Source organism: Phaeobacter sp. JH20_08, assembly GCF_048056635.1.
Classification (GTDB): domain Bacteria; phylum Pseudomonadota; class Alphaproteobacteria; order Rhodobacterales; family Rhodobacteraceae; genus Phaeobacter; species Phaeobacter bryozoorum.
The window spans coordinates 504,378-529,669 of the sequence record NZ_JAYMVV010000011.1 but is presented as its reverse complement, the minus strand read 5'-3'; the positions used below and the strand labels follow the sequence as shown (position 1 = coordinate 529,669).

23 protein-coding genes are annotated in these 25,292 nt (G+C 61.8%); 12 read left to right on the top strand and 11 right to left on the bottom strand.

Going from position 1 to position 25,292, the window contains the following annotated elements:
* Nucleotides 1–30: 30 nt before the first annotated feature.
* From VWY75_RS13050 to trxB, 3 genes are all read right to left on the bottom strand, one after another.
* The gene (locus VWY75_RS13050; protein ID WP_340546225.1) at nt 31–2,106 is read right to left on the bottom strand and encodes a bifunctional sulfate adenylyltransferase/adenylylsulfate kinase; all 2,076 of its coding nucleotides are present in this window, start codon (nt 2,104–2,106) and stop codon (nt 31–33) included.
* Between the two features lie 184 nt (nt 2,107–2,290).
* Nucleotides 2,291–2,623, bottom strand: coding sequence for a ribonuclease E inhibitor RraB (locus tag VWY75_RS13045; RefSeq protein WP_416539132.1), 333 nt, complete (start codon nt 2,621–2,623; stop codon nt 2,291–2,293).
* A gap of 5 nt (nt 2,624–2,628) precedes the next feature.
* The gene (gene trxB, locus VWY75_RS13040) at nt 2,629–3,570 is read right to left on the bottom strand and encodes a thioredoxin-disulfide reductase (RefSeq protein WP_416535007.1); all 942 of its coding nucleotides are present in this window, start codon (nt 3,568–3,570) and stop codon (nt 2,629–2,631) included.
* 241 nt (nt 3,571–3,811) lie between these two features.
* Between trxB and VWY75_RS13035 the strand changes: the two genes are divergently transcribed.
* On the top strand, nt 3,812–4,312 hold the full coding sequence (locus VWY75_RS13035) for an Lrp/AsnC family transcriptional regulator (protein WP_340546222.1): 501 nt from the start codon (nt 3,812–3,814) through the stop codon (nt 4,310–4,312).
* Between the two features lie 111 nt (nt 4,313–4,423).
* Here the strand turns inward: VWY75_RS13035 and VWY75_RS13030 are convergent, their stop codons facing one another.
* The 5 genes from VWY75_RS13030 to lgt all read right to left on the bottom strand — a co-directional run bounded on the left by VWY75_RS13030 (nt 4,424) and on the right by lgt (nt 8,553).
* Nucleotides 4,424–5,200, bottom strand: coding sequence for a Hint domain-containing protein (locus tag VWY75_RS13030; protein WP_416535008.1), 777 nt, complete (start codon nt 5,198–5,200; stop codon nt 4,424–4,426).
* Nucleotides 5,201–5,474: 274 nt separating this feature from the next.
* Nucleotides 5,475–5,627: a hypothetical protein gene (locus VWY75_RS13025; RefSeq protein ID WP_340546220.1), complete on the bottom strand. Its 153-nt coding sequence runs from the start codon at nt 5,625–5,627 to the stop codon at nt 5,475–5,477.
* A gap of 195 nt (nt 5,628–5,822) precedes the next feature.
* The gene (pgeF, locus tag VWY75_RS13020) at nt 5,823–6,590 is read right to left on the bottom strand and encodes a peptidoglycan editing factor PgeF (RefSeq protein ID WP_416535010.1); all 768 of its coding nucleotides are present in this window, start codon (nt 6,588–6,590) and stop codon (nt 5,823–5,825) included.
* Nucleotides 6,587–7,654 (bottom strand): class I SAM-dependent methyltransferase, encoded by a 1,068-nt coding sequence (locus tag VWY75_RS13015; protein ID WP_416539131.1) that lies wholly within the window; start codon nt 7,652–7,654, stop codon nt 6,587–6,589. Before VWY75_RS13015 ends, pgeF begins: the two co-directional genes overlap by 4 nt.
* Nucleotides 7,651–8,553 carry a prolipoprotein diacylglyceryl transferase gene (gene lgt / locus VWY75_RS13010; protein ID WP_416535012.1) on the bottom strand — a complete coding sequence of 301 codons (903 nt, stop codon included), beginning with the start codon at nt 8,551–8,553 and terminating at the stop codon, nt 7,651–7,653. The genes VWY75_RS13015 and lgt overlap by 4 nt, the downstream gene beginning before the upstream one ends.
* A 96-nt stretch (nt 8,554–8,649) precedes the next feature.
* On the opposite strand from lgt, the gene VWY75_RS13005 reads away from it, so the two are divergent.
* The 5 genes from VWY75_RS13005 (at nt 8,650) to VWY75_RS12985 (ending at nt 11,942) form a co-directional block, all read left to right on the top strand.
* Nucleotides 8,650–8,898, top strand: a complete 249-nt coding sequence (locus tag VWY75_RS13005; RefSeq protein WP_340546216.1) for an accessory factor UbiK family protein — start codon at nt 8,650–8,652, stop codon at nt 8,896–8,898.
* 374 nt (nt 8,899–9,272) lie between these two features.
* Nucleotides 9,273–9,773, top strand: a complete 501-nt coding sequence (locus VWY75_RS13000; protein WP_340546215.1) for a YbjN domain-containing protein — start codon at nt 9,273–9,275, stop codon at nt 9,771–9,773.
* Nucleotides 9,774–9,830: 57 nt separating this feature from the next.
* Nucleotides 9,831–10,658 (top strand): pyrroline-5-carboxylate reductase, encoded by an 828-nt coding sequence (proC, locus tag VWY75_RS12995; protein WP_416535013.1) that lies wholly within the window; start codon nt 9,831–9,833, stop codon nt 10,656–10,658.
* Nucleotides 10,651–10,989, top strand: a complete 339-nt coding sequence (locus VWY75_RS12990) for a tRNA-binding protein (RefSeq protein WP_340546213.1) — start codon at nt 10,651–10,653, stop codon at nt 10,987–10,989. The genes proC and VWY75_RS12990 overlap by 8 nt, the downstream gene beginning before the upstream one ends.
* Before the next feature lie 26 nt (nt 10,990–11,015).
* Nucleotides 11,016–11,942 (top strand): 2-hydroxyacid dehydrogenase, encoded by a 927-nt coding sequence (locus VWY75_RS12985; protein WP_416539130.1) that lies wholly within the window; start codon nt 11,016–11,018, stop codon nt 11,940–11,942.
* A gap of 96 nt (nt 11,943–12,038) precedes the next feature.
* On the opposite strand, the gene VWY75_RS12980 is transcribed toward VWY75_RS12985, so the two are convergent.
* Nucleotides 12,039–12,638 carry a thymidine kinase gene (locus VWY75_RS12980; protein ID WP_416539129.1) on the bottom strand — a complete coding sequence of 200 codons (600 nt, stop codon included), beginning with the start codon at nt 12,636–12,638 and terminating at the stop codon, nt 12,039–12,041.
* 388 nt (nt 12,639–13,026) lie between these two features.
* Here VWY75_RS12980 and VWY75_RS12975 point away from each other — a divergent pair, with 388 nt between their 5' ends.
* Nucleotides 13,027–13,488, top strand: coding sequence for a hypothetical protein (locus VWY75_RS12975; protein WP_340546211.1), 462 nt, complete (start codon nt 13,027–13,029; stop codon nt 13,486–13,488).
* Nucleotides 13,481–14,242 carry an arsenical resistance protein ArsH gene (gene arsH / locus VWY75_RS12970; RefSeq protein WP_374015560.1) on the top strand — a complete coding sequence of 254 codons (762 nt, stop codon included), beginning with the start codon at nt 13,481–13,483 and terminating at the stop codon, nt 14,240–14,242. Before VWY75_RS12975 ends, arsH begins: the two co-directional genes overlap by 8 nt.
* 86 nt (nt 14,243–14,328) lie before the next feature.
* Here arsH and VWY75_RS12965 read toward each other — a convergent pair whose 3' ends face one another.
* On the bottom strand, nt 14,329–15,453 hold the full coding sequence (locus VWY75_RS12965) for a beta-ketoacyl-ACP synthase III (RefSeq protein WP_416539128.1): 1,125 nt from the start codon (nt 15,451–15,453) through the stop codon (nt 14,329–14,331).
* Between the two features lie 208 nt (nt 15,454–15,661).
* On the opposite strand from VWY75_RS12965, the gene VWY75_RS12960 reads away from it, so the two are divergent.
* The 4 genes from VWY75_RS12960 (at nt 15,662) to VWY75_RS12945 (ending at nt 21,594) form a co-directional block, all read left to right on the top strand.
* Nucleotides 15,662–16,177 carry a MarR family winged helix-turn-helix transcriptional regulator gene (locus VWY75_RS12960; protein WP_416535015.1) on the top strand — a complete coding sequence of 172 codons (516 nt, stop codon included), beginning with the start codon at nt 15,662–15,664 and terminating at the stop codon, nt 16,175–16,177.
* Between the two features lie 3 nt (nt 16,178–16,180).
* A complete protein-coding gene (locus VWY75_RS12955) occupies nt 16,181–17,224 on the top strand; it encodes an efflux RND transporter periplasmic adaptor subunit (protein WP_340546208.1) in 1,044 nt (347 codons plus the stop codon).
* An 11-nt stretch (nt 17,225–17,235) separates the two neighbouring features.
* Nucleotides 17,236–20,280 carry an efflux RND transporter permease subunit gene (locus VWY75_RS12950; RefSeq protein ID WP_416539127.1) on the top strand — a complete coding sequence of 1,015 codons (3,045 nt, stop codon included), beginning with the start codon at nt 17,236–17,238 and terminating at the stop codon, nt 20,278–20,280.
* A gap of 600 nt (nt 20,281–20,880) precedes the next feature.
* Nucleotides 20,881–21,594 (top strand): trypsin-like serine peptidase, encoded by a 714-nt coding sequence (locus VWY75_RS12945; protein WP_340546206.1) that lies wholly within the window; start codon nt 20,881–20,883, stop codon nt 21,592–21,594.
* 226 nt (nt 21,595–21,820) lie between these two features.
* Here the strand turns inward: VWY75_RS12945 and carB are convergent, their stop codons facing one another.
* Nucleotides 21,821–25,180 (bottom strand): carbamoyl-phosphate synthase large subunit, encoded by a 3,360-nt coding sequence (carB, locus tag VWY75_RS12940; protein ID WP_416539126.1) that lies wholly within the window; start codon nt 25,178–25,180, stop codon nt 21,821–21,823.
* Nucleotides 25,181–25,292 lie beyond the last annotated feature (112 nt).

Genomic DNA, 25,292 nt, shown 5'->3' with positions numbered 1-25,292 from the left:
GGGCGGCCTTCTGTCAGTCTTGCGGGTGGATCAGCCTGCGATCAGCCCCATGTTCTCCAGCTTCAGCAGAACCTGATGGGCGCAGTTGTCGACGTCGACATTCTCGGTCTCGACACGCAGCTCCGGATCAACGGGGACATCATAGGGATCGGAAATCCCTGTGAATTCCTTGATCTTTCCTTCACGAGCCAGCTTGTAGAGACCCTTGCGGTCGCGGCGCTCGCATTCCTCGATCGAGGTCGCAACATGCACCTCCAGGAAAGCACCGAACTGCTCCACATCCTCACGCACGGCGCGGCGGGTAGTGGCATAAGGCGCGATCGGCGCGCAGATGGCGATGCCGCCGTTCTTGGTGATCTCGGAGGCCACATAGCCGATGCGGCGGATGTTGAGGTCGCGGTGCTCTTTCGAGAAGCCCAGTTCGGAGCTGAGGTTTTTCCGCACGATGTCGCCATCGAGCAGCGTCACCGGACGGCCACCCATTTCCATCAGCTTGACCATCAGAGCATTTGCAATGGTGGATTTTCCGGAGCCGGAGAACCCGGTGAAGAATACGGTGAAGCCCTGCTTGGAACGTGGCGGCTTGGTCTTGCGCAGCTCATTCACAACCTCGGGGAAGGAGAACCACTCGGGGATCTCCAGGCCTTCTTGCAGGCGACGGCGCAGTTCGGTGCCGGAGATGTTCAGGATGGTGACATTGTCGCGATCTTCAATCTCGTCGTTGGGTTCGTATTGGGCGCGTTCCTGCACATAGACCATGTGTTTGAAGTCGACCATTTCGATGCCGATTTCTTCCTGATGCTCGCGGAACAGATCCTGCGCATCATAAGGGCCGTAGAAATCTTCACCGGCGGAGTTCTTGCCGGGGCCTGCGTGATCGCGACCAACGATGAAATGGGTGCAGCCGTGGTTTTTGCGGATCAGCCCGTGCCAGACCGCCTCGCGCGGGCCGGCCATACGCATTGCCAGGTTCAAGAGCGACATGGATGTGGTGGCCGCCGGATACTTGTCCAGCACCGCCTCGTAGCAGCGGACGCGGGTGAAATGATCGACGTCGCCCGGTTTTGTCATGCCGACAACCGGGTGGATCAGCAGGTTGGCCTGTGCCTCGCGCGCGGCGCGGAAGGTCAGTTCCTGATGTGCCCGATGCAGCGGGTTGCGGGTCTGGAAGGCCACGATGCGGCGCCAGCCCAGTTTGCGGAAATAGGCGCGCAGCTCGTTCGGAGTGTCGCGACGTCCGCGGAAATCATAGTGGACGGGCTGCTGGATGCCGGTCACCGGGCCGCCCAGATAGATCTTGCCTGCGGTGTTATGCAGGTAGTTGACCGCCGGATGGGCGTCATCATCGGCGCCGAACACCTTTTCGGCTTCGCGCGATTTGTTCGGCTCCCAGCGATCGGTCACGGTCATGGTGCCAAGGATGACACCTTCCTGATCGCGCAGGGCGATGTCTTCGCCGATTTCCAGCGATGCGGCAAAATCCTCGGACACATCCAGCGTGATCGGCATCGGCCAGAGGGTGCCGTCCGCAAGGCGCATGTTTTCGACGACGCCGTTGTAGTCTGCTTCGCTCAGAAACCCTTTCAGCGGGTTGAAGCCGCCGTTCATCAGCAGCTCCAGATCGCAGATCTGGCGCGGGCTCAGGTCATGGCTCTTCAGCTCTGCGGCCTCGACCTTCAGCTTTTGGGCGGAGTCATAGGAGACATAAAGCTCCGGGATGGGGGCAAGATTATTCTGCATCAACTTGGTCCTGTACTTGAAGGGGACGAGGCCACTGGTGGTCCCAGTGAGTTCAGCGTGAAGCGCGTCGTATTCGGCGAACTTGCGGGCGAGAAACTGATCGGTGAGCCGGATTTTTTCGGCAGCACCTCGGGTGGTAAGCGCATAGGCGAAGCGTTGACGTTTGTCGGGACCTGCGCGATGGCTGACCTTGACAAGACCGGCTTCTGCGGCTGCGCGTAGATGTGCATTGAGCCGCCCAAGTGATATCCCGACAGCCGTCGCCGTCGCCCGCTGCGAGGCGTCTGGCGCCTTGTCGAGCTGGCTGAGGATACGAAAGAGCAGGTCTTCGTCCTCATGGCTGAGTGGTGTGGATCGGGATGGCATCGGGTCGACTCAAAGTGTGTTCACGGGTGAACACATGTCATGCTTTGCAGTCGCAGCAAAGTCAAAACCCTTTTGAGTTTCGTGAAAAAGACCGCCGTTCCCCTATTGCAACGCAAGCGGAACGGGCGGTCTGTTGTCTCCGACGGGCCGGGACAGGGGTCTGGCAGCCGGGGCTGCCTTGGGCTCAATCCTCGGCAAATCCCCAGCCGTCTGGCCGAAACCCATGGTCAAGTGCAGTCCGGGTTGCGACCTCTTCGACCATCCAGATCGCTGATGCGGACAGGATCTGTTCGGGCATCGTCGCGATCAATGTGGCGGGATCATCGCCCTCGGCCTCTGCCCATTGGGTATAAAAGCCCAGATCGGCCAGTGCCTCGGCAAGGGGCATCCAGTCCTTGGCCTCTTCAGCGACAAAGAACAGATCAAGATCCGCCTCAAACGGCAGGTCACCCTCGGCCTGCAAATCGGAGAAGGCCGAGAATGTCTCGGCCTTCTGGGTGTCGAAATCATGCGCCACCGCGCTCACTCCTGCTCTGCGAGGAAGCGTTCGGCATCCAGCGCCGCCATGCAGCCCATGCCGGCGGAGGTCACCGCCTGACGATATTTGTGATCGGTCAGGTCACCAGCGGCAAAAATGCCGGGGATGGAGGTTTCGGTGGTGCCGGGCGTTACCTTCACATAGCCGCCATTGTGGGTTTCCAGCACGTCCTTGACCAATTCATTGGCAGGCGCATGGCCGATGGCGACAAAGACGCCCTTGCAGGAGATTTCGGTGATTTCGCCGGTCTTCACGTTCTTCACCCGCACGCCCTCGACGCCCAGCGGGTTCTCGGTGCCGATCACCTCTTCCAGCTGGTGAAACCACAGCGGCTCAATCTTCTCGTTCTTCATCAGGCGGTCTTGCAGGATTTTCTCTGCGCGCAGCTCGTCGCGGCGGTGGATCAGCGTCACCTTGGAGGCAAAATTGGTCAGGAACAGCGCCTCTTCCACAGCGGTATTGCCGCCACCGATCACCACAATCTCCTGGCCGCGATAGAAGAAACCATCGCAGGTCGCGCAGGCGGAGACGCCAAAGCCCTTGAACTTCTCCTCGGACGGCAGGCCGAGCCATTTGGCGCGCGCGCCGGTTGCCAGAATGACCGCATCGGCGGTGTAGACGGTGCCGCTGTCACCCTTGGCCACGAATGGGCGCGAGGTGGTGTCGAGATCGGTGATGATGTCCCCGATGATCTCGCAGCCCATCGTCTTGGCGTGCTCCTGCATCCGCACCATCAGATCCGGGCCCTGAACCTCGGTGTCGCCAGGCCAGTTCTCTACCTCGGTAGTCGTGGTCAGCTGGCCGCCCGGCTCAATGCCCTGAACCAGAATCGGCTCCAGCATGGCGCGGCTGGCGTAGACGCCGGCGGTGTAGCCTGCCGGGCCGGACCCGATGATCAGAACCTTGGTGTGGCGCGTGTCGCTCATCTCATTTCCCCAGTCGATGAAAGGGCGGTCTTGCCGCCGTCAGGCAATGCATATAACTGCACCCGGCGATGTCTTAAAGCCCCGGCTTCAGCGATGTCGGATGCCCCCGGTTTTGATGCCTGGGCTAAGATGCTGAGGTCTCATCTTATCAACGGCAAATATTGTTGCGCGCGTCTGAAATAATATTGCGTGCGCTACGGATGCTGGTATAACAAACGGAAAATTCAACAGGAGCTTCCAGATGGTCACAACACGCCTTGATCCGATTGATCGCAAGATTTTGTCGGAGTTACAGGCCGACGGTCGTATGACCAATGTTGAACTGGCCAAGCGTGTGGGTATTTCCGCACCGCCGTGCCTGCGCCGGGTGCGCTCGCTTGAGGAGGCCGGGCTGATCCGCGGATACCATGCCGAGGTCAACGCACGCGAACTGGGGTTCGAGGTGCAGGTCTTTGCCATGGTGGGGCTGGAAAGCCAGGCCGAGGCCGAGCTGAGCGCCTTTGAAGCGAAATGCCGCGACTGGCCGCTGGTGCGCGAGTGCCACATGCTGAACGGCGAGGTGGATTTCATCCTGAAATGCGTCGCGCCCGATCTCAGCACCTTCCAGAGCTTTCTGACCGGCGATCTGCTGACGACGCCGAATGTGGCCAGCGTCAAGACGTCGCTGGTGATCCGGGGGGCCAAGGACGAACCCGGCGTTCCCTTTGATGTGCTGGAGCAACGGCTCGCGCGCGAAGCCTGAGGGGCAGAGCCTCGCAGAAATCGGTCAGGCCAGTCTGATCAGAAAAAGCGCCTCGCAATGCGGGCGCTTTTTTCGTTTGGGGCGACCGCCGCAGCGGTCGGCGGACCCGGCTTAATTCATATCGGGATCTTGCAGCAGGATCCGGGGATAGGCCAGCGGGCCGAAGCCTGCGATCGATTCGACATGCGAAAACAGGTTCAGATAGAGCGTGCGGATGGCGTGGCTCACCAGTTTCAGGGCCTCCGGGCCGGGGTGATAGGTTTCGAACGGCAGACCGCCGACACTGATCGCCGCATGGCGCGGCAGGCACAGATGAAAGAGGTCCACGGCGGTCGGGGGCGCGGTTTCGAAAATACTCATCCCGTCATGATATTGCTGCACCGGAACCAGCGAGGCGGCATTGTCCAGCTTGATCCCCGGCAGAGGTGCCCGTTGCAACAGCCGCGCGGCGGGGCCTGCGACAACCGTCGACATCGGCTTTGCCTCGCCAAGGCTATCGGCGGTAAAGCTGGTCAGCCGGTGGCTGCGACCGTGCTGCCCGCTGCGCGATGGGACAAGGCTGGTGCTGCCTTTCCACAACAGGGGGAGGGGATCGCCATCAAAGGTGATCAGCTCATCGCCCGGCAGCAGATCCTCGATTGCAATGGGCCCCTGCGTGGTCTCGATCAGGGATCCGCGGCAAAAGGCGGTAAAGGCGTCTTCGAACAATGGCAGCGACGGTGCGACATGGCGTGTCTCGGCGATCTGGCCGTTTGGCAGCAGGCTACAGACATCGTAACGGCGCAGCTGTGGCCGGGTCCCGCCGCGCTGGGCAGCAGGGTCCTGTAGCAGAGCATTGGCTTCGACCGCATTGGCAGCTGCGCGTCGCAGCGACTGGGGTATGGTCATGGCGAACGTGCCTCTCTCATGACTGTACTTGCATCAACCCCGGCAGCGCGATGAGCAGAAGGCGCGCCGGAATCGCTTGGTCCCTGTCGGGCGCCCCGGTCGCAATACGCGCGGTCCGGGGCAATGCGCCCAATCGGGCAGGTAAATGCGGCGGTCCTGTCTTGGGCAGAGGCCGCCGCCGGAGGTGATCACCGGTGGACGGTGTCAGGCGGGTATTCCCGGCCCCGTCGTGAGAGGGGGCCGTCGAGATTGCAGGGACGCCTCTTCAATGATCTCAGGCGCTCTTGGCCTGGGCCGGGCGCCGGAGAGTCTCGCGACGCCGCTCAATCGCGATCTGCCGGGTGGCGCCACGCGTCCAGGGTAGGCGCACCTCTTCGGTCTTGGCGGCAGCTACAATGGATTTGATGAAGCGCGATTTTGGTTTCATGAGGCGTCTCCTGTAGGAGCGGGGCAGCATTCTGCGGCCCGCGCTTTAGTCCCGTCTTTTGTCGCCTGCCAATGCGCCGGGAATGTGGCCGATCTGTGGAAATCACAGGAACGCCGCAGTGATCCGCGCGCACTCAGCCCCCGCGCGGGCGCGCTTCGGTGGTCACATTGGGCCGCGAATTGCAGGTCGCGGCGCCTACAGGCGAATGCAGGAGATCAGGCGCCCGTAGTCGACCTCTTTGTGATGGGTCGCGCGGCGGAAGGAATAGAACCGTTCCGGGTCGGAGTAAGTGCAATGTCCGGTCCATGCGGCCTCGGCCACTCCGGCGCTGCGCAGTTTGTGCAGACCCAGGGAGGGCAGATCAAAGAGGTAGCGATCGCCCTCGCCATTGGCAAAGAACCGTGCGTTTTCCGGATCCTGCATCATGAAGTCGTCAAAGAACTCAGGGCCGACCTCATAGGCGCGCTGCGAGATCGACGGGCCGATAACCGCGCGGGTGGCCTGCCGCCGCGCGCCCAGCTGTTCCATCGCGTCCAATGTGGCCTCCAGCACGCCATCAAGCGTGCCGCGCCACCCGGCATGAGCTGCGCCGACCACATTGGCCTCCGGGTCGTGAAACAGAACCGGCTGGCAGTCGGCGGTCAGGATCGACAGCACCACGCCGGGCACATTGGTGACCATGGCATCAGCCTGAATATCGCCCTGAATATTGTCCTGCCGGGGATCGGAGATGGTCAGGACATTGGCGGAATGCACCTGATTCACCCGGCCAAGCGCCTCGGGCGATGCCTCCATCGCTGCGGCGACGCGCATCCGGTTGATCTGCACCGCTTCGCGCTGATCCGACGAGCCAAGCCCGCAATTCAATCCGGCAAAAATACCCGAAGAGGCCCCGCCGCGACGGGTAAAGAAGCCGTGTTTGGTGCCATTGAGCAGCTCGGAGATGAGAATTTCCAGCGTCATGCGTTCAATCCCGGTGGGGGTGCGGTCTCTTCGGGGAAAATCCCCAGTATCTTGAACAGGTTTCCCATTTCCTCAGGATGCGTCAACCGTCGATGCGCCGCAATCAGAGATTGCAGCGCGTCGCCGTTTAGCCGCGCCGCCAGCGCCTGTGCCCGATCGGTGATGCCCAGACGCTCCAGAAACACGCCTTGCGGGGTCAGCCGACTATAGGCACAGCCCGCAGATTTCGCAGCCAGTGCAAGCGCTTCGAAATCGACATGGGTGGTCAGATCGGCGCTGCCCGGATCCTTCAGCGGATCGCTTGGCGCATGGGCGCGCAGGGCCTGCAACGTATCCCCCAGCGAACGCCAATCGCCGTAATCGACAATAAGCGCGGTTCCGCCGTAGCGGGCGATCCGGGTGGCGATGGTCTGAACCATCGGTTGCGCGGCTTCACACAGCTCGACCAGATCACCGTCGCGGGTGTCCTCGAGGCGATGCGCCAGCGCGGGCTGTGGCGCCACCGCGCCAAGGCCAAAGCTGAGCGTGCCATCCTGAAGACCCACTGATTTTTCGCGCCAGCCATCGCCATCGCGCAGAAATTGCCGCACCGGCAGCGCATCAAAGAACTCATTTGCGATTAGAAACAGCGGTTGCTCGGGCAGCTCGGCGATATTCGGGTACCAGACCGGGTCATGGCCTGCCAGTTGCCTCGCCTGACGGGCGCGCAGGGTGGGGGAGGCCTCCAGCAGGGCAATCTGCATGGCGGCGTGAAACCCGGGCACGCCTTTCGTGGCGCGCAGCAGATCAGCCATCAGCGTGCCGCGACCGGGACCCAGTTCGGCCAATGTGAACCGCTGAGGTTGGCCCTGATCCAGCCAGCATTGTGCCAGCGCCAGTCCGATCAGCTCTCCGAACATCTGGCTGATTTCCGGGGCTGTGGTGAAATCCCCCTTGGCCCCCAGCGGGTCGCGGGTGGTGTAATAGCCATAGCTTGGATGCAGCAGCGCCTCGGCCATGTAATCCGCGACCGAAATCGGCCCCTCGGCACGGATGCGGGCAGTGATATGGTCGCTCAGGCTCATGCCGGAATCACCGCCATGCGTCGGCTGCGCAGCACCAGAATGAGGCCGATGGCGATCATCGGCAGCGACAGCAGCTGTCCCATGGTCAGACCGTAGCCGCCGATATGCCAGGCCAGCCCCAAGGGGTTCTCTGCGGTTACGAATTGGGCGTCGGGCTGGCGCATGAATTCAACCGCGAAGCGCGCCGCGCCATAGCCTGCCAGAAACACGCCGGTCACCCGGCCTGGGTGGGTCAGCGCCGCGCGCCGGTAGACCAGCCACAAGAGCACCGCACCAAGGATCAGCCCTTCCAGCAGCGCCTCATAGAGCTGGGACGGGTGGCGCGCACAGATCTCCCCCAGTGCCTGCCCGCAGGACTGCGCCGCGCGCCCGGGAAAGGCGACCCCCCAGGGCAGATCGGTTGCCCGCCCCCAGAGCTCGGCGTTGTTGAAGTTGGCAAGTCGGCCCAGCAAGAGGCCCGGCGGCACCGTATGTGCCACCAGATCAGCGATCTGAAGGCGCGGGATCCGGTGGCGCAGCGCATAAATCCAGGTGGCAATGATCACCCCCAGGAGACCGCCATGAAAGGCCATGCCCCCCTGCCAGATGCGCAGGATCTCGGCCGGGTTCTGAAGGTAGTAGCCGGGCTGATAGAACAGCACATAGCCAAGCCGTCCGCCCAGAATGACGCCGAGGATGATCCAGGTGAGCAGATCTTCGACCTGTTGCGGTTTCATCGGGGGCTGTGCGTGGGGCCAGAGCGCGGGGCGCCGCAGCGCCGCGACCGCCAGCCGCCAGGCGATGACAATCCCGACGATATAGGCCAGCGCGTACCAGCGCAGCGCGAATTGGCTGCCGAACAGCTCAATTGTGAAGATTTCCGGGGTCAGATCGGGGAATTGGAGGATGAATGCGTGCATGTGCCGTCAATGCCTTTGCGGGGGCTGCGGTGTCAACGGCTTGCCGCCGCCGGTGTTGATGACCATATAGGGGTCAAGGCAGACATGGAGAAGACAATGCAGACGCGCAACAAGATCATGGATGATATTTCCCAGCTGATGACCAACGCGATGGGTGTGGCCCATGGCGCGCGGGAAGAGGCAGAGACCGCCATGAAGGGGCTGATCGACCGTTGGCTGGCCGATCGCGATTTCGTGACCCGCGAGGAGTTCGACGCCGTGCGCGCCATGGCCCAGAAGGCGCGTGAAGAAAACGAAGCGCTGAAGGCCCGGCTCGACGCGCTGGAAGCGGATAAATCCGCGTGATCCGGTTCCAGGGCTGAGCGGCAGGCACAGCCCGCCGCCCGGCGCTGAAATATCCGATCTGCAACATTTGCTGGCGTGCGGCCCGGTCCGGGTGGCGCGCCATTTTTGCGACCAAGCCCGCGTCGCAGACTCCCACCCGGCGCAGCAGGATCCCGCAGCTGCCTCTCTTCACAGCACTGTCACGATATTTTGAGGGTCATCGCCTTTCGTCCACAACTTATTGCAGTTATCCCCAAATAAAGGGTTGCCAGACGGCCTTGGTGCCTCCACCATATCTGGTAGGAGGACGGGTAAATCCCTCTCCTTATTGAGCAGGCCGCTAGCAATTGGGGGTGCCCCGCATCTCTTTTGCTAGAGATCAGAGAGGTGGCAACATGGCTCTTTCCGAACATTTTCTGGAAGACGAAATTCACCCTATCGACATCGTCGAACACTTGGCCTCGGACCACGATTGGGACTTTGACCGCATAGGCGACGATCAGATCGCCATGGCGGTGGAAGGCCAGTGGCGCACCTATTCGCTGACATTGGCGTGGTCCGGCTATGAAGAAACCCTGCGGATGGTATGCAGCTTTGAGATGGAGCCGCCGAAGGAACAGCTGCCGCGGCTCTACGAGCTGATCAACGAGATGAATGATCAGTGCTGGGCCGGTGGCTTTACCTTCTGGCCCGATCACAAGCTGATGCTGTATCGCTATGGGCTGGTATTGACCGGCGGACAGGTGGCAAGCCCGGAGCAGATCGACACGCTGATCAACTCCGCTGTCGCCAATTGCGAGCGCTACTACCCGGCAATCCAGCTGATGGTCTGGGGCGGACAGTCGCCGCGCGACGCGCTTCAGGTCGCCATTGCAGAGGCTTACGGGCGCGCGTAAACCTTTCCCCGAACCGGCGCTGCATGGTGCCGGAGATCCGATTAGGGGAGGGGAAAGATGCAGGTATCACAGATCGCAGCGCGGGGCATCGCGCTCTTGGGCTGCGGCAAGATGGGGTCGGCAATGCTGGCCGGATGGCTTGACCGGGGTGTTGACCCGGATACCGTCTGGGTGATTGATCCCAATCCTTCCGACTGGCTGCGCCAGACTGGTGTGCATCTCAATGCGCCCTTGCCAGAGGCCGGTGACCGGGCGCCGGGGATCGTGCTGATTGCAGTCAAACCCCAGATGATGGGAGAGGCGCTGCCGCAGCTGCAACAGCTGGGCAATGGCGAGACGCTGTTTATCTCGGTTGCTGCCGGAACCTCGATCGCCACCTATGAATCGCTTCTGGGGGCGCAGACGCCGATCGTGCGCGCCATGCCGAATACACCTGCCGCCGTCGGGCGTGGCATTACCGCGCTCATCGGCAACATGCGCGCGACCGAGGCGGATATAAATCGCGCCGATGCGCTGTTACAGGCCATCGGCCAGACCGTCCGATTGCAGAGCGAGGCGCAGATGGATGCGGTCACAGGCGTCAGCGGCTCCGGCCCGGCCTATGTTTTCCATCTGATCGAAACCCTTGCCGCCGCTGGCGAGGCTGAGGGGCTGCCTGCCGATCTGGCGATGCAGCTGGCCAAGGCCACCGTCGCAGGGGCCGGTGCCCTGGCAGAAGCCTCCGAGGAAACGCCAGCGCAGCTGCGGGTCAATGTCACCAGCCCCAATGGCACGACCCAGGCCGCGCTGGAGGTGCTGATGGATGAGACCGACGGCTTTCCGCCGTTGCTGCGCCGCGCCGTGGCGGCAGCCACCAACCGGTCGAGGGAGCTGTCCCGTGGCTGACATCAGTTTTGACGAATTTCTCAAGGTCGATGTGCGCGTGGGCGAGGTGGTGCGCGCCGAGGACTACCCCGAGGCTCGCAAACCCGCGATCAAGATGTGGGTGGATTTCGGCGATGACATCGGCATCAAGAAAACCTCGGCGCAGGTGACGGCCCATTACACGGCGGAAACGCTGCTGGGCAAACAGGTGATGGCCGTGGTGAATTTCCCGCCCCGCCAGATTGGCAAGTTCATGTCCGAAGTGCTGGTGCTGGGGCTGCCGGATGCCACCGGAGAGATTGTTCTGATTGGTCCGGATGGACCGGTCCCATTGGGAGGGCGGATGCATTGAGCGGCAAACTCTGGATTACCCGGCCAATGACAGCCGCGGTTGAGGCGCGTGCGCGGGCGGAATTCGATGTCGAGATCCGCCAGCAGACCAGCCCTTTGAACGCCGATGAGCGCCAGCGTGCGCTGCGTGATTTCGACATCGTCCTGCCGACCCTGGGGGACCAGTTCGACGCAGGCAGTTTTGCCGCCGTGCCGCAGCCACGGTGCAGGTTGCTGGCCAATTTCGGCGTCGGCTTCAATCATATCGACGTGGCGGCCGCGCGCCGGGCCGGGATCGTGGTCAGCAACACCCCCGGCGCCGTTACCGATGCGACCGCTGATATTGCGCTGACGTTGATGCTGATGACCGCCCGCCGTGCCGGCGAGGGCGAACGTCTGGTCCGCTCCGGCGATTGGCAGGGCTGGCATCCCACCCAGATGCTGGGGATGCATCTGACAGGCAAACATGTGGGCATCGTCGGCTTTGGCCGCATCGGTGAGGCCATCGCGCGGCGCTGTCACTTCGGCTTTGGCATGTCGGTCAGCTATCTGGCGCGCAGCGACAAATCACCCGGCTTCCCGGTGTCGCGCGCGGATAGCCTGACCGCTCTGGCGGCTCAGGTGGATGTGCTGGTGCTTGCAGTGCCCGGCGGTGCGGAGACGCGGCATTTGATCAGCGCGGAGGTTCTGGCGGCGATGCGCCCTCATGCCCTGCTGATCAATATCTCGCGCGGTGAGGTGGTGGATGAGGCGGCGCTGATCGCCGCCCTTCAGGCGGGCGCGCTCGGCGGGGGAGGTCTGGATGTCTATGAATTCGAGCCGGAGGTGCCGGAGGCCCTGCGGCAGATGGAGCAGGTCACGCTGCTGCCGCATCTGGGCACCGCCACCGAGGAGGTGCGCAGCGCCATGGGACATCTGGCGCTGGACAATGTCGCCGCCTTCCTTGCTGGTCGGCCGTTGATTTCGCCCGTGTAACTGCCTGTGTAACCGCCAGCGTATCGCGTCGGGGCGTCTAACGCCCCGCGCTGCGTCAGACGCGCCCGGCCTCCGCTCGGTGCAGGCCGTTTCAGATCAGCCCACAGCAGAGGTGGGCAGATCGCCGGTGGCCTCGCGCCAGTGGCGACGGCAGAGCGATACATAGGTTTCATTGCCGCCGATCTGCACCTGCGCGCCTTCGGTGATGGTCTGGCCGTTCTCATCCTGCCGGATCACCATGGTTGCCTTTTTACCGCAGTGGCAGATGGTGCGGACTTCGCGCATTTCATCGGCCAGCGCCAGCAGGGTGGCGGAGCCGGGAAACAGTTTGCCCTGAAAATCGACCCGCAGCCCGTAGCACAAAACCGGCACCCGCAGATCGTCGACCACCCGCGCCAGATCCCAGACCTGATCCGGCGACAGAAACTGCGCCTCATCGACAAAGATGCTGGCAACACTGCCCCTTGCCAGTCGCTCTGTCACTTTGTCGAACAGGTTCTCACCGGGCCGGAAGATGTCAGCCTCGGCACCGATCCCGATGCGGGAGGCGATCCGCCCCTGACCGGCGCGGTTGTCCAGCGCTGCGGTCAGCAGATAGGTGTCCATATCGTTCTCGCGGTAGTTATGCGAGGCTTGCAAGAGCACCGTCGATTTGCCGGCATTCATGGTGGAGTAGTGGAAGTAAAGCTTGGCCATGGCGCTGATTTAGCCGCAGAGCCGGTCGGAGGAAACGGTTTTCTTCACCATTTCTTCACCTATTGCCCGATGAGCTGACGGCATTTTCGGTCTGAGGATAAAACGCCCTGCGCGCGGATGCCGGTTCGCGGCGAAACAACCCGAGAAACGAACCACATGACACCTGCGGCAGGGCGCCAACTGGACGGAAATTGCCCACCAGCGAAGGCCCACGAAACACGCCTCCGCCCCCAGCGCGTTTCCCTGTCTCGCGACCCGGAACAGCGCGGTAAGTCCCTTAAAAACCTTAGGGATAGAAATAGCTTTGCATTTCCTTTAAGTGTCGTGAATGGGAAATTAACGCGTTTCTTCCCCGATGGGGTCGCGGTCATATGCAGGTAGATTTTATATGGCAGACATAGGTACTTATCTAAAAAAGCACACCGAGGCTCTGGTCAAGGATGTGGGGATCGAGGCAGCCTGCCAGATCACAGGAAAATCCAAGGCGACGTTGGGGCGGTATTACTCGGATAATGCCGAACATGTCGATCGGTTCATGCCCGTCGACGCCGTTGCCAAACTGGAAGCTGCGGCCTCCTTCCCGCATGTGACTTCCGGTCTGGCGGATCTGAAGAACATCACCTTGTCCTACTGTCAGGCCAGCCCGGCCTCAGAGGCGCGCCGCGGTGGCGTCAATGCGGATGTGATTGCGCTCAGCCAGCGCTTTGCCACATTGATGAGCGAATATCAGGAGGCCATGGCCGATGGGATCATCACCATCAATGAGGCCAAGCGGTTGCTGCGCGAAACGGTGATGCTGCAGCAGGTGCTTCTGGATATGAAACTGCATCTGGAAGAAGAAAGTGGCTGAGACACCGACGACCGGGCCTGCTGTTTCGGCTGACGGGCGTGTGGCGGAGGATCTGCCGGCGCTCATCGCCGAGGCCTTGCCGCAGATTGATATCGCCCGCCTGGCAGCGACAGGTGACCCGCAGCATCCGCCCCGGATCCTGCTGCTCTATGGCTCCCTGCGGGCCGTCAGCTACTCACGCAAGGTTGCCGAGGAGGCAGCCCGGATCCTGCGCGCGCTGGGCTGCGAGGCGCGGATTTTCGATCCGAGCGGGCTGCCATTGCCCGATGACACCGGCAGCGAAGATCACCCCAAGGTGAGCGAACTGCGCGATCTTGCGGTCTGGTGCGATGGAATGGTCTGGTCCAGCCCGGAACGGCATGGCGCTATGACGGGCATCATGAAGACACAGATCGACTGGCTGCCGCTGTCGCTGAAAGGCGGTGTTCGCACCACGCAGGGCAAGACGCTGGCGGTGATGCAGGTCTCCGGCGGATCGCAATCTTTCAACGCTGTCAACCAGATGCGTATTCTGGGCCGCTGGATGCGGATGCTGACCATCCCCAACCAATCCTCGATTCCCAAGGCGTGGCTGGAATTTGCCGAGGGGGACCGTCTGCCCGAAGGCCCGTTCTATCGCCGTGTTGTCGATGTGATGGAAGAGCTGGTGAAATTCACCTGGCTGACTCGCGGTCGCAAGGACTACCTGGTCGACCGCTACTCAGAGCGGGTTGAGGACGCCGAGGCCGTGCACCAGCGGGTGTCGCAGAAATAGCGCCGGACGCGAGCTGAAGGCGAGACTGAATAAGGGCCTGCCAGGATCGGCAGGCCCGAATTCGTTTGGTAACTGGTCCGGCAGGCTCAGGCCGCGCGGCGCAGGATCACCGATCCCACCGAATAACCGGCACCGAAAGAGCAGATCAGCCCCAGATCGCCCTCGGCCAGATCATCCGAATATTTGGAGAAGGCGATGATCGACCCTGCCGAGGATGTATTGGCGTAATCCTGCAGGATATTGGGCTGTTCACCGGCCTCTGGCGTGCGGCCAAGGACCTTTTTGCCAATGAAATCGTTCATCGTCTTATTGGCCTGATGCAGCCAGAGCCGTTTCAGCTCGGTGTTGCTGACGCCCTCGGCCTCCATGTGATCCGCAATATGCTGGCTGACCATCGGCAGCACTTCCTTGAAGACCTTGCGCCCGTTCTGCATGAACTGCATGTCCCGACGATCTGCGACCCCATCCGGGCGCGACCGGCGCAGATAGCCATTGTTGTTGCGGATATTGTTGGAAAAGCTGGTGGCGCAGCGGGTCGACAGGATTTCGAAATGCGGGCCGCTGGCGTCTTCGCTGCGCTCGATCAGGGTGGCCGTTGCCACATCGCCAAAGATGAAATGGCAATCGCGGTCGCGCCACTCAAGATGGCCGGAGCAGATCTCGGGATTGACCACCAGCGCCGACCGAATGGAGCCGGAGCGCACCATATCGGCAGCCGCCTGAATCCCAAAGGTGGCGGAGGAACAGGCGACATTCATGTCAAAGGCAAAGCCTTCGATGCCAAGAAGATCCTGAATTTCGATTGCCAGCGCCGGATAGGCACGTTCCATATTGGAGGCCGCACAGATGACCGCGTCGACATCCGCCGCAGTCTTGCCGGCCTGTTTCAGTGCTTTCTTGGCGGCATCCAGTGCCATTTCGGCCATGATGGATGGCTCGTCATCGTTGCGCTGACGCAGCAGCGGGTGCATCACCTCAGGATCAAGAATACCGCTCTTGTCCATCACGTAGCGCTGTTCGATACCGGAGGCCTTCAGGATGAAGTCTTCGGAGGAATGCGCCAGAGGATCCATCTCACCCGCTGCAATCGCCTCTGCGTTCTCGGCATTGACCTTATCGGCATAGGCATTGAAGGCTGTGACCAGCTCGGCGTTTGTGATCGTCTGTGACGGCGTAAAGACGCCCGTGCCGGTGATGGCGGGTGTATACATGAGCTGGACCTTCGGGTGGTTTTCAAAAGTGCTGCATATCTGGGCATCTTCCCCCAGTGAGGTCAAGGGCAAGGCCCTTGGCGTTACGGGCGCAGCCCCTACGTCAACCTGATCAGGGCGTCCCGGAGCATTGTTGATATGAACAAAATGCTTCCCTCCTTGAATGGTTCGAAATTTGAAGTATATGCGCGATGAAGGCGATGGTGGTATGATTCGACAAACCGGCAACGACAGCGACACCCAAACTGACGGCGTTACCGCGACGGACGGCAATCAGGCTGAGACCCGCCCGGAGGTCTGCGCCATGCTGGGTGTCTTTGCGCTCTATTGGCGCATCGACTCCTGCATCGAAGACACCGTTGACCTGCCAGACCTGAGCCGGATGGAATGCCATGTGCTGGTGCGTCTGGGCACGCCTTGCCGGATGGGAGAGCTGGCGCGGATGTTGCAGACGGTGCCTTCGTCGGTAACCACGGCCGCCGACCGGCTGGAACGGCAGGGTCTGATCCGCCGCAGCAGGGATCCGCAGGACAGGCGCGCCTGGTTGTTGTCGCTCACCCCCGACGGCGCCGCCAAACGCCAGTATCTGGTCGAGGCGATGACGGATCTGTTCCAACGTATTTCCGGCTTGGACCCGGAGGAAATCAAACAATTTGCGGCCTTGTCGGCCAAGATTCATGACACAGTCATTAAAGCGGACGCGAAGCCGCGTCGGAAGGAGTAACCCATGCAGCTGAGTTCGAGAGTCATCGCCGGGGTCGCCGCGTTGCTACTGGTGGCCACGCCAACACTGGCCCAGAACGTCCTGAAACCCGTGAAACTGATGGAAACACGCTCAGGCGCGGTGCCGATCCAGCGCGAGTTCTTCGGTCAGGTCGCGGCAAAAGAGACGGTGGATCTGGCGTTTCAGGTCGGCGGACAGGTTGTGAAATTCCCTGTCACTGAGGGGGCTTTCCTGCCAAAGGGGGCTCTGGTCGCGGAGTTGGATCTGGAGCCGTTCGAGCTGAAACTGGGACAGGCCCAGCTGCAAAAAGAGCAGGCTGACCGGACCGTCACGCGGCTGGAAAAGCTGACCGGCACGGTCAGCCAGGTCTCCATCGACGATGCCGAAACCCAGGCCGGACTGGCCCGCATTGCGCTCAGGGATGCCGATTATGCGCTGGAACATGCAACGCTGAACGCGCCATTTGATGCCCTGGTGTCCAGCCGTGAGGTCGCCCTGTTCAGCACCGTCAGCGCCGGCAGCCCGATTGTGCGCCTGCACGACATGTCGGAGCTGCATATCGAGGTCGATGTGCCCGAGGTTCTGTTCCAGCAAGGTGAGGACAATGACGCGCTGACCATCACGGCAAGCTTCCCCGGCAGCGACAAGACCTACCCGCTGGAAATCCTTGAGTTCGACGCCGAGGCCAGCAGCGTTGGCCAGACCTATCGCGTGACCTTCCGTCTTGACCCGCCCGAGGACCGCCAGATTTTCCCCGGGGCCTCGACCTCTGTACGGGTGACCGTAGATACCGGCATGTCTGCGATTGTGGTCCCGCCAACCGCCATCGTGCCCGCCGCCAACGGCGACACCGGGGTGATGCTGTTTACACCCAAGGGCGCGGATGAGGGCACCGTCACCTGGACCAGGGTCGAAACCTCGGCCACCGACGGTGGCCAGATCGAGATCGTCTCGGGGCTGAACGGTGGCGAAGAAATCGTGCTGACCGGTGGCAGCGCGCTTGCTGACGGGGCGGCCGTGCGTCGCTTCACCGGCTTCACCAACTGAGGGCGGATCAGATGGACATTGCACGCGGGTCGATCAATCGGCCGCTTTATACCTGGATCATCATGCTGGCCGCCCTGTTTGGCGGTATCTGGGGGTTCCTGAACCTCGGGCGGCTCGAAGATCCGGCCTTCACCATCAAACAGGCTGTGGTCATTACCCAATACCCCGGCGCCAGCGCCGAGCAGGTGGCGCTGGAAGTATCAGAGCCACTGGAATCAGCGATCCAGAAGATGGGGGAGGTGAAGCAGATCACCTCGATGAACCAGCCGGGCCTGTCGCGCATCGATGTCGAAATGCAGGACACCTTTGACGGCACCGAACTGCCGGGCCTCTGGACCAAGCTGCGCAAAGAGGTCGAAGACGCGGCGCGGAACCTGCCCGACGGCGTCAGCGACCCTTTTGTGAACGATGGTTTCGGTGATGTGTTCGGGGTCTTCTACGCCGTTACCGCCGAAGGCTTCACGGATGCCGAACGCCACCAGCTGGCGACATTCCTGCGCCGAGAGCTTCTTGCCGTTGATGGCGTCGCCGACGTCGAAATCGCGGGCCTGCCGGAAGAGGCGATCTTTGTCGAGCCGAAGATGGCGATCACCGTCAACCAGAATATTCCGATTGGCGCGGTTTCGAACGCATTGGCCACCGCCAATTCCGTCCGCTCTGCCGGTCAGGTCGACAACGGGCCTGCCCAGACACGCATCAGCGCGCCGGAAGGCTCGGACTCGGTGACGGAAATCGCCGGGCTGACGATTGGCTCTCAGGGGGAGGTCATCAATATCATTGATATGGCGGATGTGCATCGCGGCCGCCTCGATGATCCCTCGCAGATCATTCGTTTTGACGGCGTCGAGGCCTTTACCATGGGGGTCGCGGGCCTTGCGACTGAAAACATCGTTGAGGTCGGGCAGCGGGTCGATGCCCGGCTGGCGGAGCTGAGCACACAGATCCCCTATGGTGTGGAGCTGAAGCCAATCTATCAGCAGCATGTGGTCGTAGACGAGGCCTCCAATGCCTTTCTCGTGAACCTCGCGATGTCGGTCAGTATCGTTGTCATCGTGCTGGCGGTCTTCATGGGGTGGCGCGCGGCTGTTGTTGTCGGCGCCACCCTGCTGCTGACGGTCGTTGGCACATTGATGTTCATGAATATCTTCGCCATCGAAATGGAACGGATCTCGCTCGGGGCGCTGATCATTGCGATGGGGATGCTGGTGGACAATGCCATCGTCGTGGCCGAGGGAATGCAGATCTCCATGGCCCGGGGCCGGACCTCACGCGAGGCCGCGCATGAGGCTGCATCGAAAACCCAGATCCCGCTGCTGGGCGCGACGGTGATCGGGATCATGGCCTTTGCGGGGATTGGTCTCAGCCCCGATTCAACGGGTGAATTCATGTTCTCGCTCTTTGCGGTGATCGGGATTTCGCTGTTGCTCAGCTGGCTGCTGGCGCTGACCGCGACGCCGCTGCTGGGGCATTACTTTTTCAAACAGGGTACCGGCGACGATCAGGATGCCTATTCCGGCCTCTTGTTCCGCACCTATGGCAATATCCTGCGCCTGTCCCTGCGGCTGCGCTGGCTTGTGGTGCCGGGTCTGTTTGCGATCACGGTGCTGTGCTTCATCGGTTTTGGTCAGGTGAAACAGCAGTTCTTCCCCAACTCCAACACGCCGCTGTTCTTTGTGCATTACAAGCTGCCGCAGGGTACGTCGATTGCGACAACCTCCGAGCATATGCGTGTGTTTGAGGACTGGCTGGCCGAACGGGACGATGTAGAGACGGTCGCGACCTTTGTCGGGCAGGGGGCCACGCGCTTCATGCTGACCTATGATTCCGAAGACCCGAACCCCAGCTATGGCCATCTGATCATCCGCGCAACGAGCCTTGAGGGCATCCCGGCTCTGCAGGCGGATCTGGAGGACTTCGGCCAGGGACGCTTCCCCGAAGGCGAATTCCGCACCAAGCGGCTGGTCTTTGGCCCCGGTGGGGGCGCGCCTATCGAGGTCCGTTTCGCCGGCCCTGATCCGCGCGTGCTGCGCCAGCTGGGCGACGAGGCCATGCAACGGCTGCAAGAGGCGTCGCAGGACATCCTGAGTGTGCGTCAGGACTGGCGCGAGCAGGAGATCACGCTGAAGCCGATCTATGCCACCGATCGGGCACAGACAGCCGGTGTGTCGCGCGATGCCATCGCTGATGCGCTGCAATTCTCGACCGACGGTCTGCGCACCGGCGTGTTCCGGGAGCGGGACCGCCTGATCCCCATCGTCCTGCGCCGACCTGCCGACAGCTCCTATAATCTGATGGACCAGCTGGTGTTCTCAGAGGCGGCGGGCAAATTCATCCCGCTTGAGCAGATGGTCGACGGGGTCGATGTGGTGGTGGAGAACACCCTCGTGCATCGTCGGGACCGGGTGCCGACCTTGACCGTTGGTGCCGATATCCGGGCGGATCTGACCGCAGCCACCGTCTTTGCCCAGGTGAAGGACAGCATCGAGGCGATGTCGCTGCCGACCGGCTACACCATGGAGTGGGGTGGCGAGCATGAGAACTCAGCCGATGCCAATGCCAGCCTCGGCAAGCAGCTCCCGGTGACGATCCTGATCATGGTTCTTATCTCGGTACTGCTGTTCAACGCGATCCGTCAGCCGATTATCATCTGGCTGCTGGTGCCGATGTCGGTCAACGGGGTGGTGATTGGTCTGCTTGGCACCGGTATGCCCTTTACCTTTACGGCGCTTCTGGGCCTGCTCAGCCTTTCTGGCATGCTGATCAAGAACGGCATCGTGCTGGTTGAGGAAATCGATCTGGTCCGGGCCGAGGGCAAACCCCTGCGGGAGGCCATCGTCGAGGCATCGGTGTCGCGTCTGCGCCCGGTGATGCTGGCGGCGGTGACAACCATCCTTGGCATGGTGCCGCTGCTGACCGACGCGTTTTTCGTGTCGATGGCGATCACCATCATGGGGGGACTGGCCTTTGCCACGATCCTCACGCTGGTGGCCGCGCCGGTGTTCTACCTGATCTTCTTTGCCCGCGATGAAAAGCGCGAACAGGCTGCCGCAGCCTGATCCCGCCCCGCTGAACTCTGAAAAAGCCCCGGTTGCAGAACCGGGGCTTTTTCTATGCGAATGATCTCTCTCAGGTTGTGCGCGACCCTGTGCGGCTGACAGCGTGTCGTCCGCATGATGCGTGCAGTGGCGTCAGGTATCACGGGAGAACCCTGCCATCGCGGCCCCCGCAGCGCGTCAGGGCAGGGGCAAGGCAGAGGCGGAGGGCAGACATCTGCCTTAAGATTCTCGCGCATTGAGCGAGTCGCCCGGTGACGCCTAAATTGGGGAAATGGCCGACCCAATTCCGCCTCAATCCCGATGATTCCTTTCCAAATTCCGATGCGACATCAGCAGACACAGGAAAAAACGCACCAAAATCCTTGCTGGAAAAGTTACAATTATTCATGTGTTTACGTGGAATTATTCTAAAAGTGTTCAGGAAGGTTAAGGAAAATATAGAGATGTGGCGCAGTGATGGCCGCAAATATCGGCCGCGTTAACCGGACGTTAATCACGTCACATTCTGCACCTCTTTCTGACAGCTCCCTACAACTCCAAGCCGCATTCCAGCCCCAGCAGACCCTGATGATGGCGATGTGGGAAAAACTGGAGTGGACCATGAAACGCATTATCGGACTTATCGCCGCCGCCTTTATTTCGAGTACAACCTTTAGCCTCCCTGCCGAGGCGCAATCCGCAGGCGTGCGCGCCGTCGAGGGCTGGGAAGCTGTCGGACGGCTTAATATTGGCGGGCGCAATATGTGTACCGGCAGCCTCATCGCGCCAAATCTGGTGCTGACCGCCGCACATTGTCTCTATAATCCGCAGACCGGGCAGGCGGTAAACCCGCGCAATATCAAGTTCGAAGCCGGCCTCAATGGCCGCCGGGCCAAGGCGTCACGCCGTGTGGTGAAGGCTGTTGTTCATCCCGGCTATCGTCACAGCTGGTCCAGCAACAGCGCAGCGGGCAGCGATATTGCGGTGCTGCGTCTGGACCGCCCGATCTCCGGCAGCGAGATCCGCCCCTTCGTGCTTGCCGCTGCGCCGACACCGGGGGAAAGCGTGGATGTACTGTCCTATACCGTGAACCAGGCCACCCGACCGGCCCGCGAAAAAGACTGCCAGATCCTGTCCACCCGCAGCGCGACGCTGGTGACCTCCTGCCGTGTCGAATATGGCGCCTCCGGCTCGCCAGTGTTGCAGATGCGTCCGGGCGGCACCCCGCGGCTGGTCTCGGTGATCTCTGCCAAGGCGCAGATGGGTCGCAAACGGGTTTCACTGGCCACCCCATTTGATGGATCGCTGCGTGCGCTGATGCGCCGCGCGGGCTGAGCACGGGCTGTCCGGCCTCCGCTCCGTTTCCCACAAAAGCGTTTGTAGGAGGCGGGCCATCCCTGATCAGCCAAAAACCCCGGAGCCTCGGCTCCGGGGTTTTCCTATGTCCGAACCTTTGCCCAGCCCTCCCAGCAGGCCGCCTGTTGCGGCGAGGGCAAAAGAAAAGGCCCCGACGCAGGTCCGGGGCCTTCCAATAGGTTCGATCTCTGCCAGCCTCGGCAGATCAGCCCTGCAAGCTCTTCACTTCAACGTCACCTTCTGCCTGCGCCTTGATCGCGCGGGCGGCGGCATTGGCACCGGCTGCGGTGGTGAAATAGGGGATCTTGTCATAGAGCGCGACGGACCGCATCTCCTTGCTGTCTTCAACCGCCTGCGCGCCTTCGGTGGTGTTCATCAGCAGCTGGACGTTGCCGTCCTTCAGCATATCCACCACATGAGGGCGCCCCTCATAGACCTTGTTGACCAGTTCGCAGGGCACGCCGTGCTCATCCAGCCAGCTCTGGGTGCCGCGTGTGGCAACCAGGGTAAAGCCCTGTTCCACGAGGATTTTTGCGGCGTCCAGCATCAAAGTGCCCTTGTCGGCATCCTTGATCGAGATAAAGGCCCGGCCCGAGGCTGGCAGCACCATGCCAGCCCCCATCTGCGCCTTCAGGAAGGCGCGGGCAAAGCTGCGGTCCCAGCCCATGACTTCGCCGGTGGAGCGCATCTCGGGGCCGAGGATGGTGTCGACGCCGGGGAAGCGGGCAAAGGGAAGCACCGCCTCCTTGACCGAGAACCACGGCATGTCCGGGTCGGCCAGGGTCATCGGATCCGCCATCGGCACGTTGACGTCATAACCTGCGTCCGGCTCATAGGGCGGCCGCTTAGGGAAGTTCGACAGCGGCTCACCCGCCATGACACGCGCCGCGATCGAGGCGATGGCGCTGTCGGTGGATTTCGCCACAAAGGGCACGGTGCGCGAGGCCCGCGGGTTGACCTCGATCAGGTAGATCACGTCATTGCCGTCGGCGTCAGGTTTGACCGCGAACTGGATGTTCATCAGGCCAACCACATTCAGCGCCTTGGCCAATGCGTTGGTCTGGGTCTTGACCTCGGCGATCACCTCTTTGGACAGCGAGTAAGGCGGCAGCGAGCAGGCACTGTCCCCAGAGTGAACCCCGGCCTCTTCGATATGCTGCATGATGCCTGCGACATGCACGTCGGTGCCATCACAAATCGCATCCACATCCAGCTCCACCGCGCCCGAGAGATAGCTGTCGAGCAGAACCGGGCTGTCGCCGGAGACCACGACCGCCTCGGCGATGTAGCGCTTGAGCTGGTCCATATCGCGCACGATCTCCATCGCGCGGCCACCCAGGACATAGGACGGGCGGATCACCAGCGGGAAACCGATTTCGGCTGCGATTTCAATCGCCTGCGCGTCGGTCGAGGCAATGCCGTTATGCGGCTGCTTGAGCCCCAGCTGGTTGACCAGCGCCTGGAACCGCTCGCGGTCCTCGGCCAGGTCGATCGCGTCGGGCGAGGTGCCAAGGATCGGGATGCCTTCCTCTTCCAGCGCATTGGCCAGCTTCAGCGGGGTCTGGCCGCCGAACTGCACGATCACCCCGTGCAGGGTGCCGTTTTCCTGCTCCTTGGTGAGGATTTCCATCACATGCTCAAAGGTCAGCGGTTCAAAATACAGCCGGTCCGAGGTGTCATAGTCGGTCGACACCGTTTCCGGGTTGCAGTTGATCATGATGGTCTCGAAGCCCGCGTCGGTCAGCGCGAAACAGGCATGGCAGCAGCAGTAATCGAACTCGATCCCCTGGCCGATCCGGTTTGGGCCACCGCCCAGAATGACAACCTTCTTGCGGTCGCTCGGCCGGGCCTCGCATTCCACATCGCCAAAGGCCGGGGCCTCATAGGTGGAATACATATAAGGCGTCTGGGCCTCGAATTCGGCGGCGCAGGTGTCGATCCGCTTGAAGACGGCCTTGACGCCCAGATCACGGCGGGCGCGGCGCACGTCGGTCTCGCTCTTGTCGGTCAGTTTCGCAAGGCGGGCATCGGTAAAGCCCAGCATCTTGACCCGGCGCAACCCATGCTCATCCTTTGGCAGGCCCTCGGCGCGGATCTCGGCCTCGGCCTCCACGATTTCGCGGATCCGGGCCAGGAACCAGGGATCGAACTTGGTGACGGCCTGGATTTCATCATCCGACAACCCGTGCCGCATCGCCTGGGCAATGGTCCGCATCCGGTCGGGGGTCTGCTTGCTGATGGCCTTGATCACCGCGGCCTTGCCATCGGTGCCATCCTCGGCGCCGGGAATGGCAACCTCGTCAAAGCCGGTCAGACCGGTCTCCATGGACGCCAGCGCCTTTTGCAGGCTCTCGTGGATCGTGCGGCCAATGGCCATGGTCTCACCCACGGATTTCATCGCCGTGGTCAGATAGGGCTCGGAGCCTGCGAATTTCTCAAAGGCAAAGCGCGGGATCTTGGTCACAACATAGTCGATCGTCGGCTCAAACGACGCCGGTGTCACGCCGGTGATATCATTGTCCAGCTCATCCAGCGTAAAGCCAACCGCCAGCTTGGCCGCAATCTTGGCAATCGGGAAGCCGGTTGCCTTGGACGCCAGCGCCGAGGACCGCGACACACGCGGGTTCATCTCGATCACCACCATGCGGCCATCCTCAGGGTTCACCGCCCATTGGACGTTGGAGCCGCCGGTTTCCACGCCGATTTCGCGCAGCACTGCAATCGAGGCAGAGCGCATCATCTGGTATTCTTTGTCGGTCAGCGTCAGCGCTGGGGCCACGGTGATCGAATCACCGGTGTGCACGCCCATCGGGTCGATATTCTCGATCGAGCAGACGATAATCGCGTTGTCGGCGGTGTCGCGCACCACCTCCATTTCATATTCTTTCCAGCCCAGCAGGCTCTCGTCCACGAGGATCTGATTGACCGGCGAGGCATCCATGCCGGAGCGGCAGAAATGGATGTAATCTTCGCGGTTATAGGCGACGCCACCGCCGGTGCCACCAAGGGTAAAGGCCGGGCGGATGATCGCGGGCAGGCCGATGTCTTCCAGCTCGTCCAGCGCCATCTGCACGCCTGCATCCAGGTCGGCGCTGCCGTTGGCTTTCTTCGGGGCGGTGATGATTGTGGCGCGGGGGTTTTCCAGTCCAAGCCGGTCCATCGCTTCGCGGAACAGCTTGCGGTCTTCTGCCATTTCAATGGCTTCGCGCTTGGCGCCGATCATCTCGACGTTGAATTTCGCCAGCACACCCATCTCTTCCAGCGCCAGTGCGGTGTTCAGACCGGTCTGTCCCCCCATGGTCGGCAGCAGCGCATCGGGACGTTCCTTTTCGATGATCTTGGCGACCACCTCCGGGGTGATCGGCTCGATGTAGGTGGCATCCGCCAGACCCGGATCGGTCATGATCGTTGCCGGGTTGGAGTTCACCAGAATGACCCGGTAGCCCTCTTCACGAAGCGCCTTGCAGGCCTGCGCGCCGGAGTAGTCAAACTCACAGGCTTGGCCGATGATGATCGGCCCCGCACCAATGATCATGATCGATTGGATATCGGTTCTTTTCGGCATGGCCTGAATCCCTCTGATTTGCGCGAGTCATGGGCACCCCCGTGCGCCCAAATTGTCCTGCGTTATAGGGACCGCACCGAAAGGTTCAAGGGGGATCGGAAACCGAATTGGA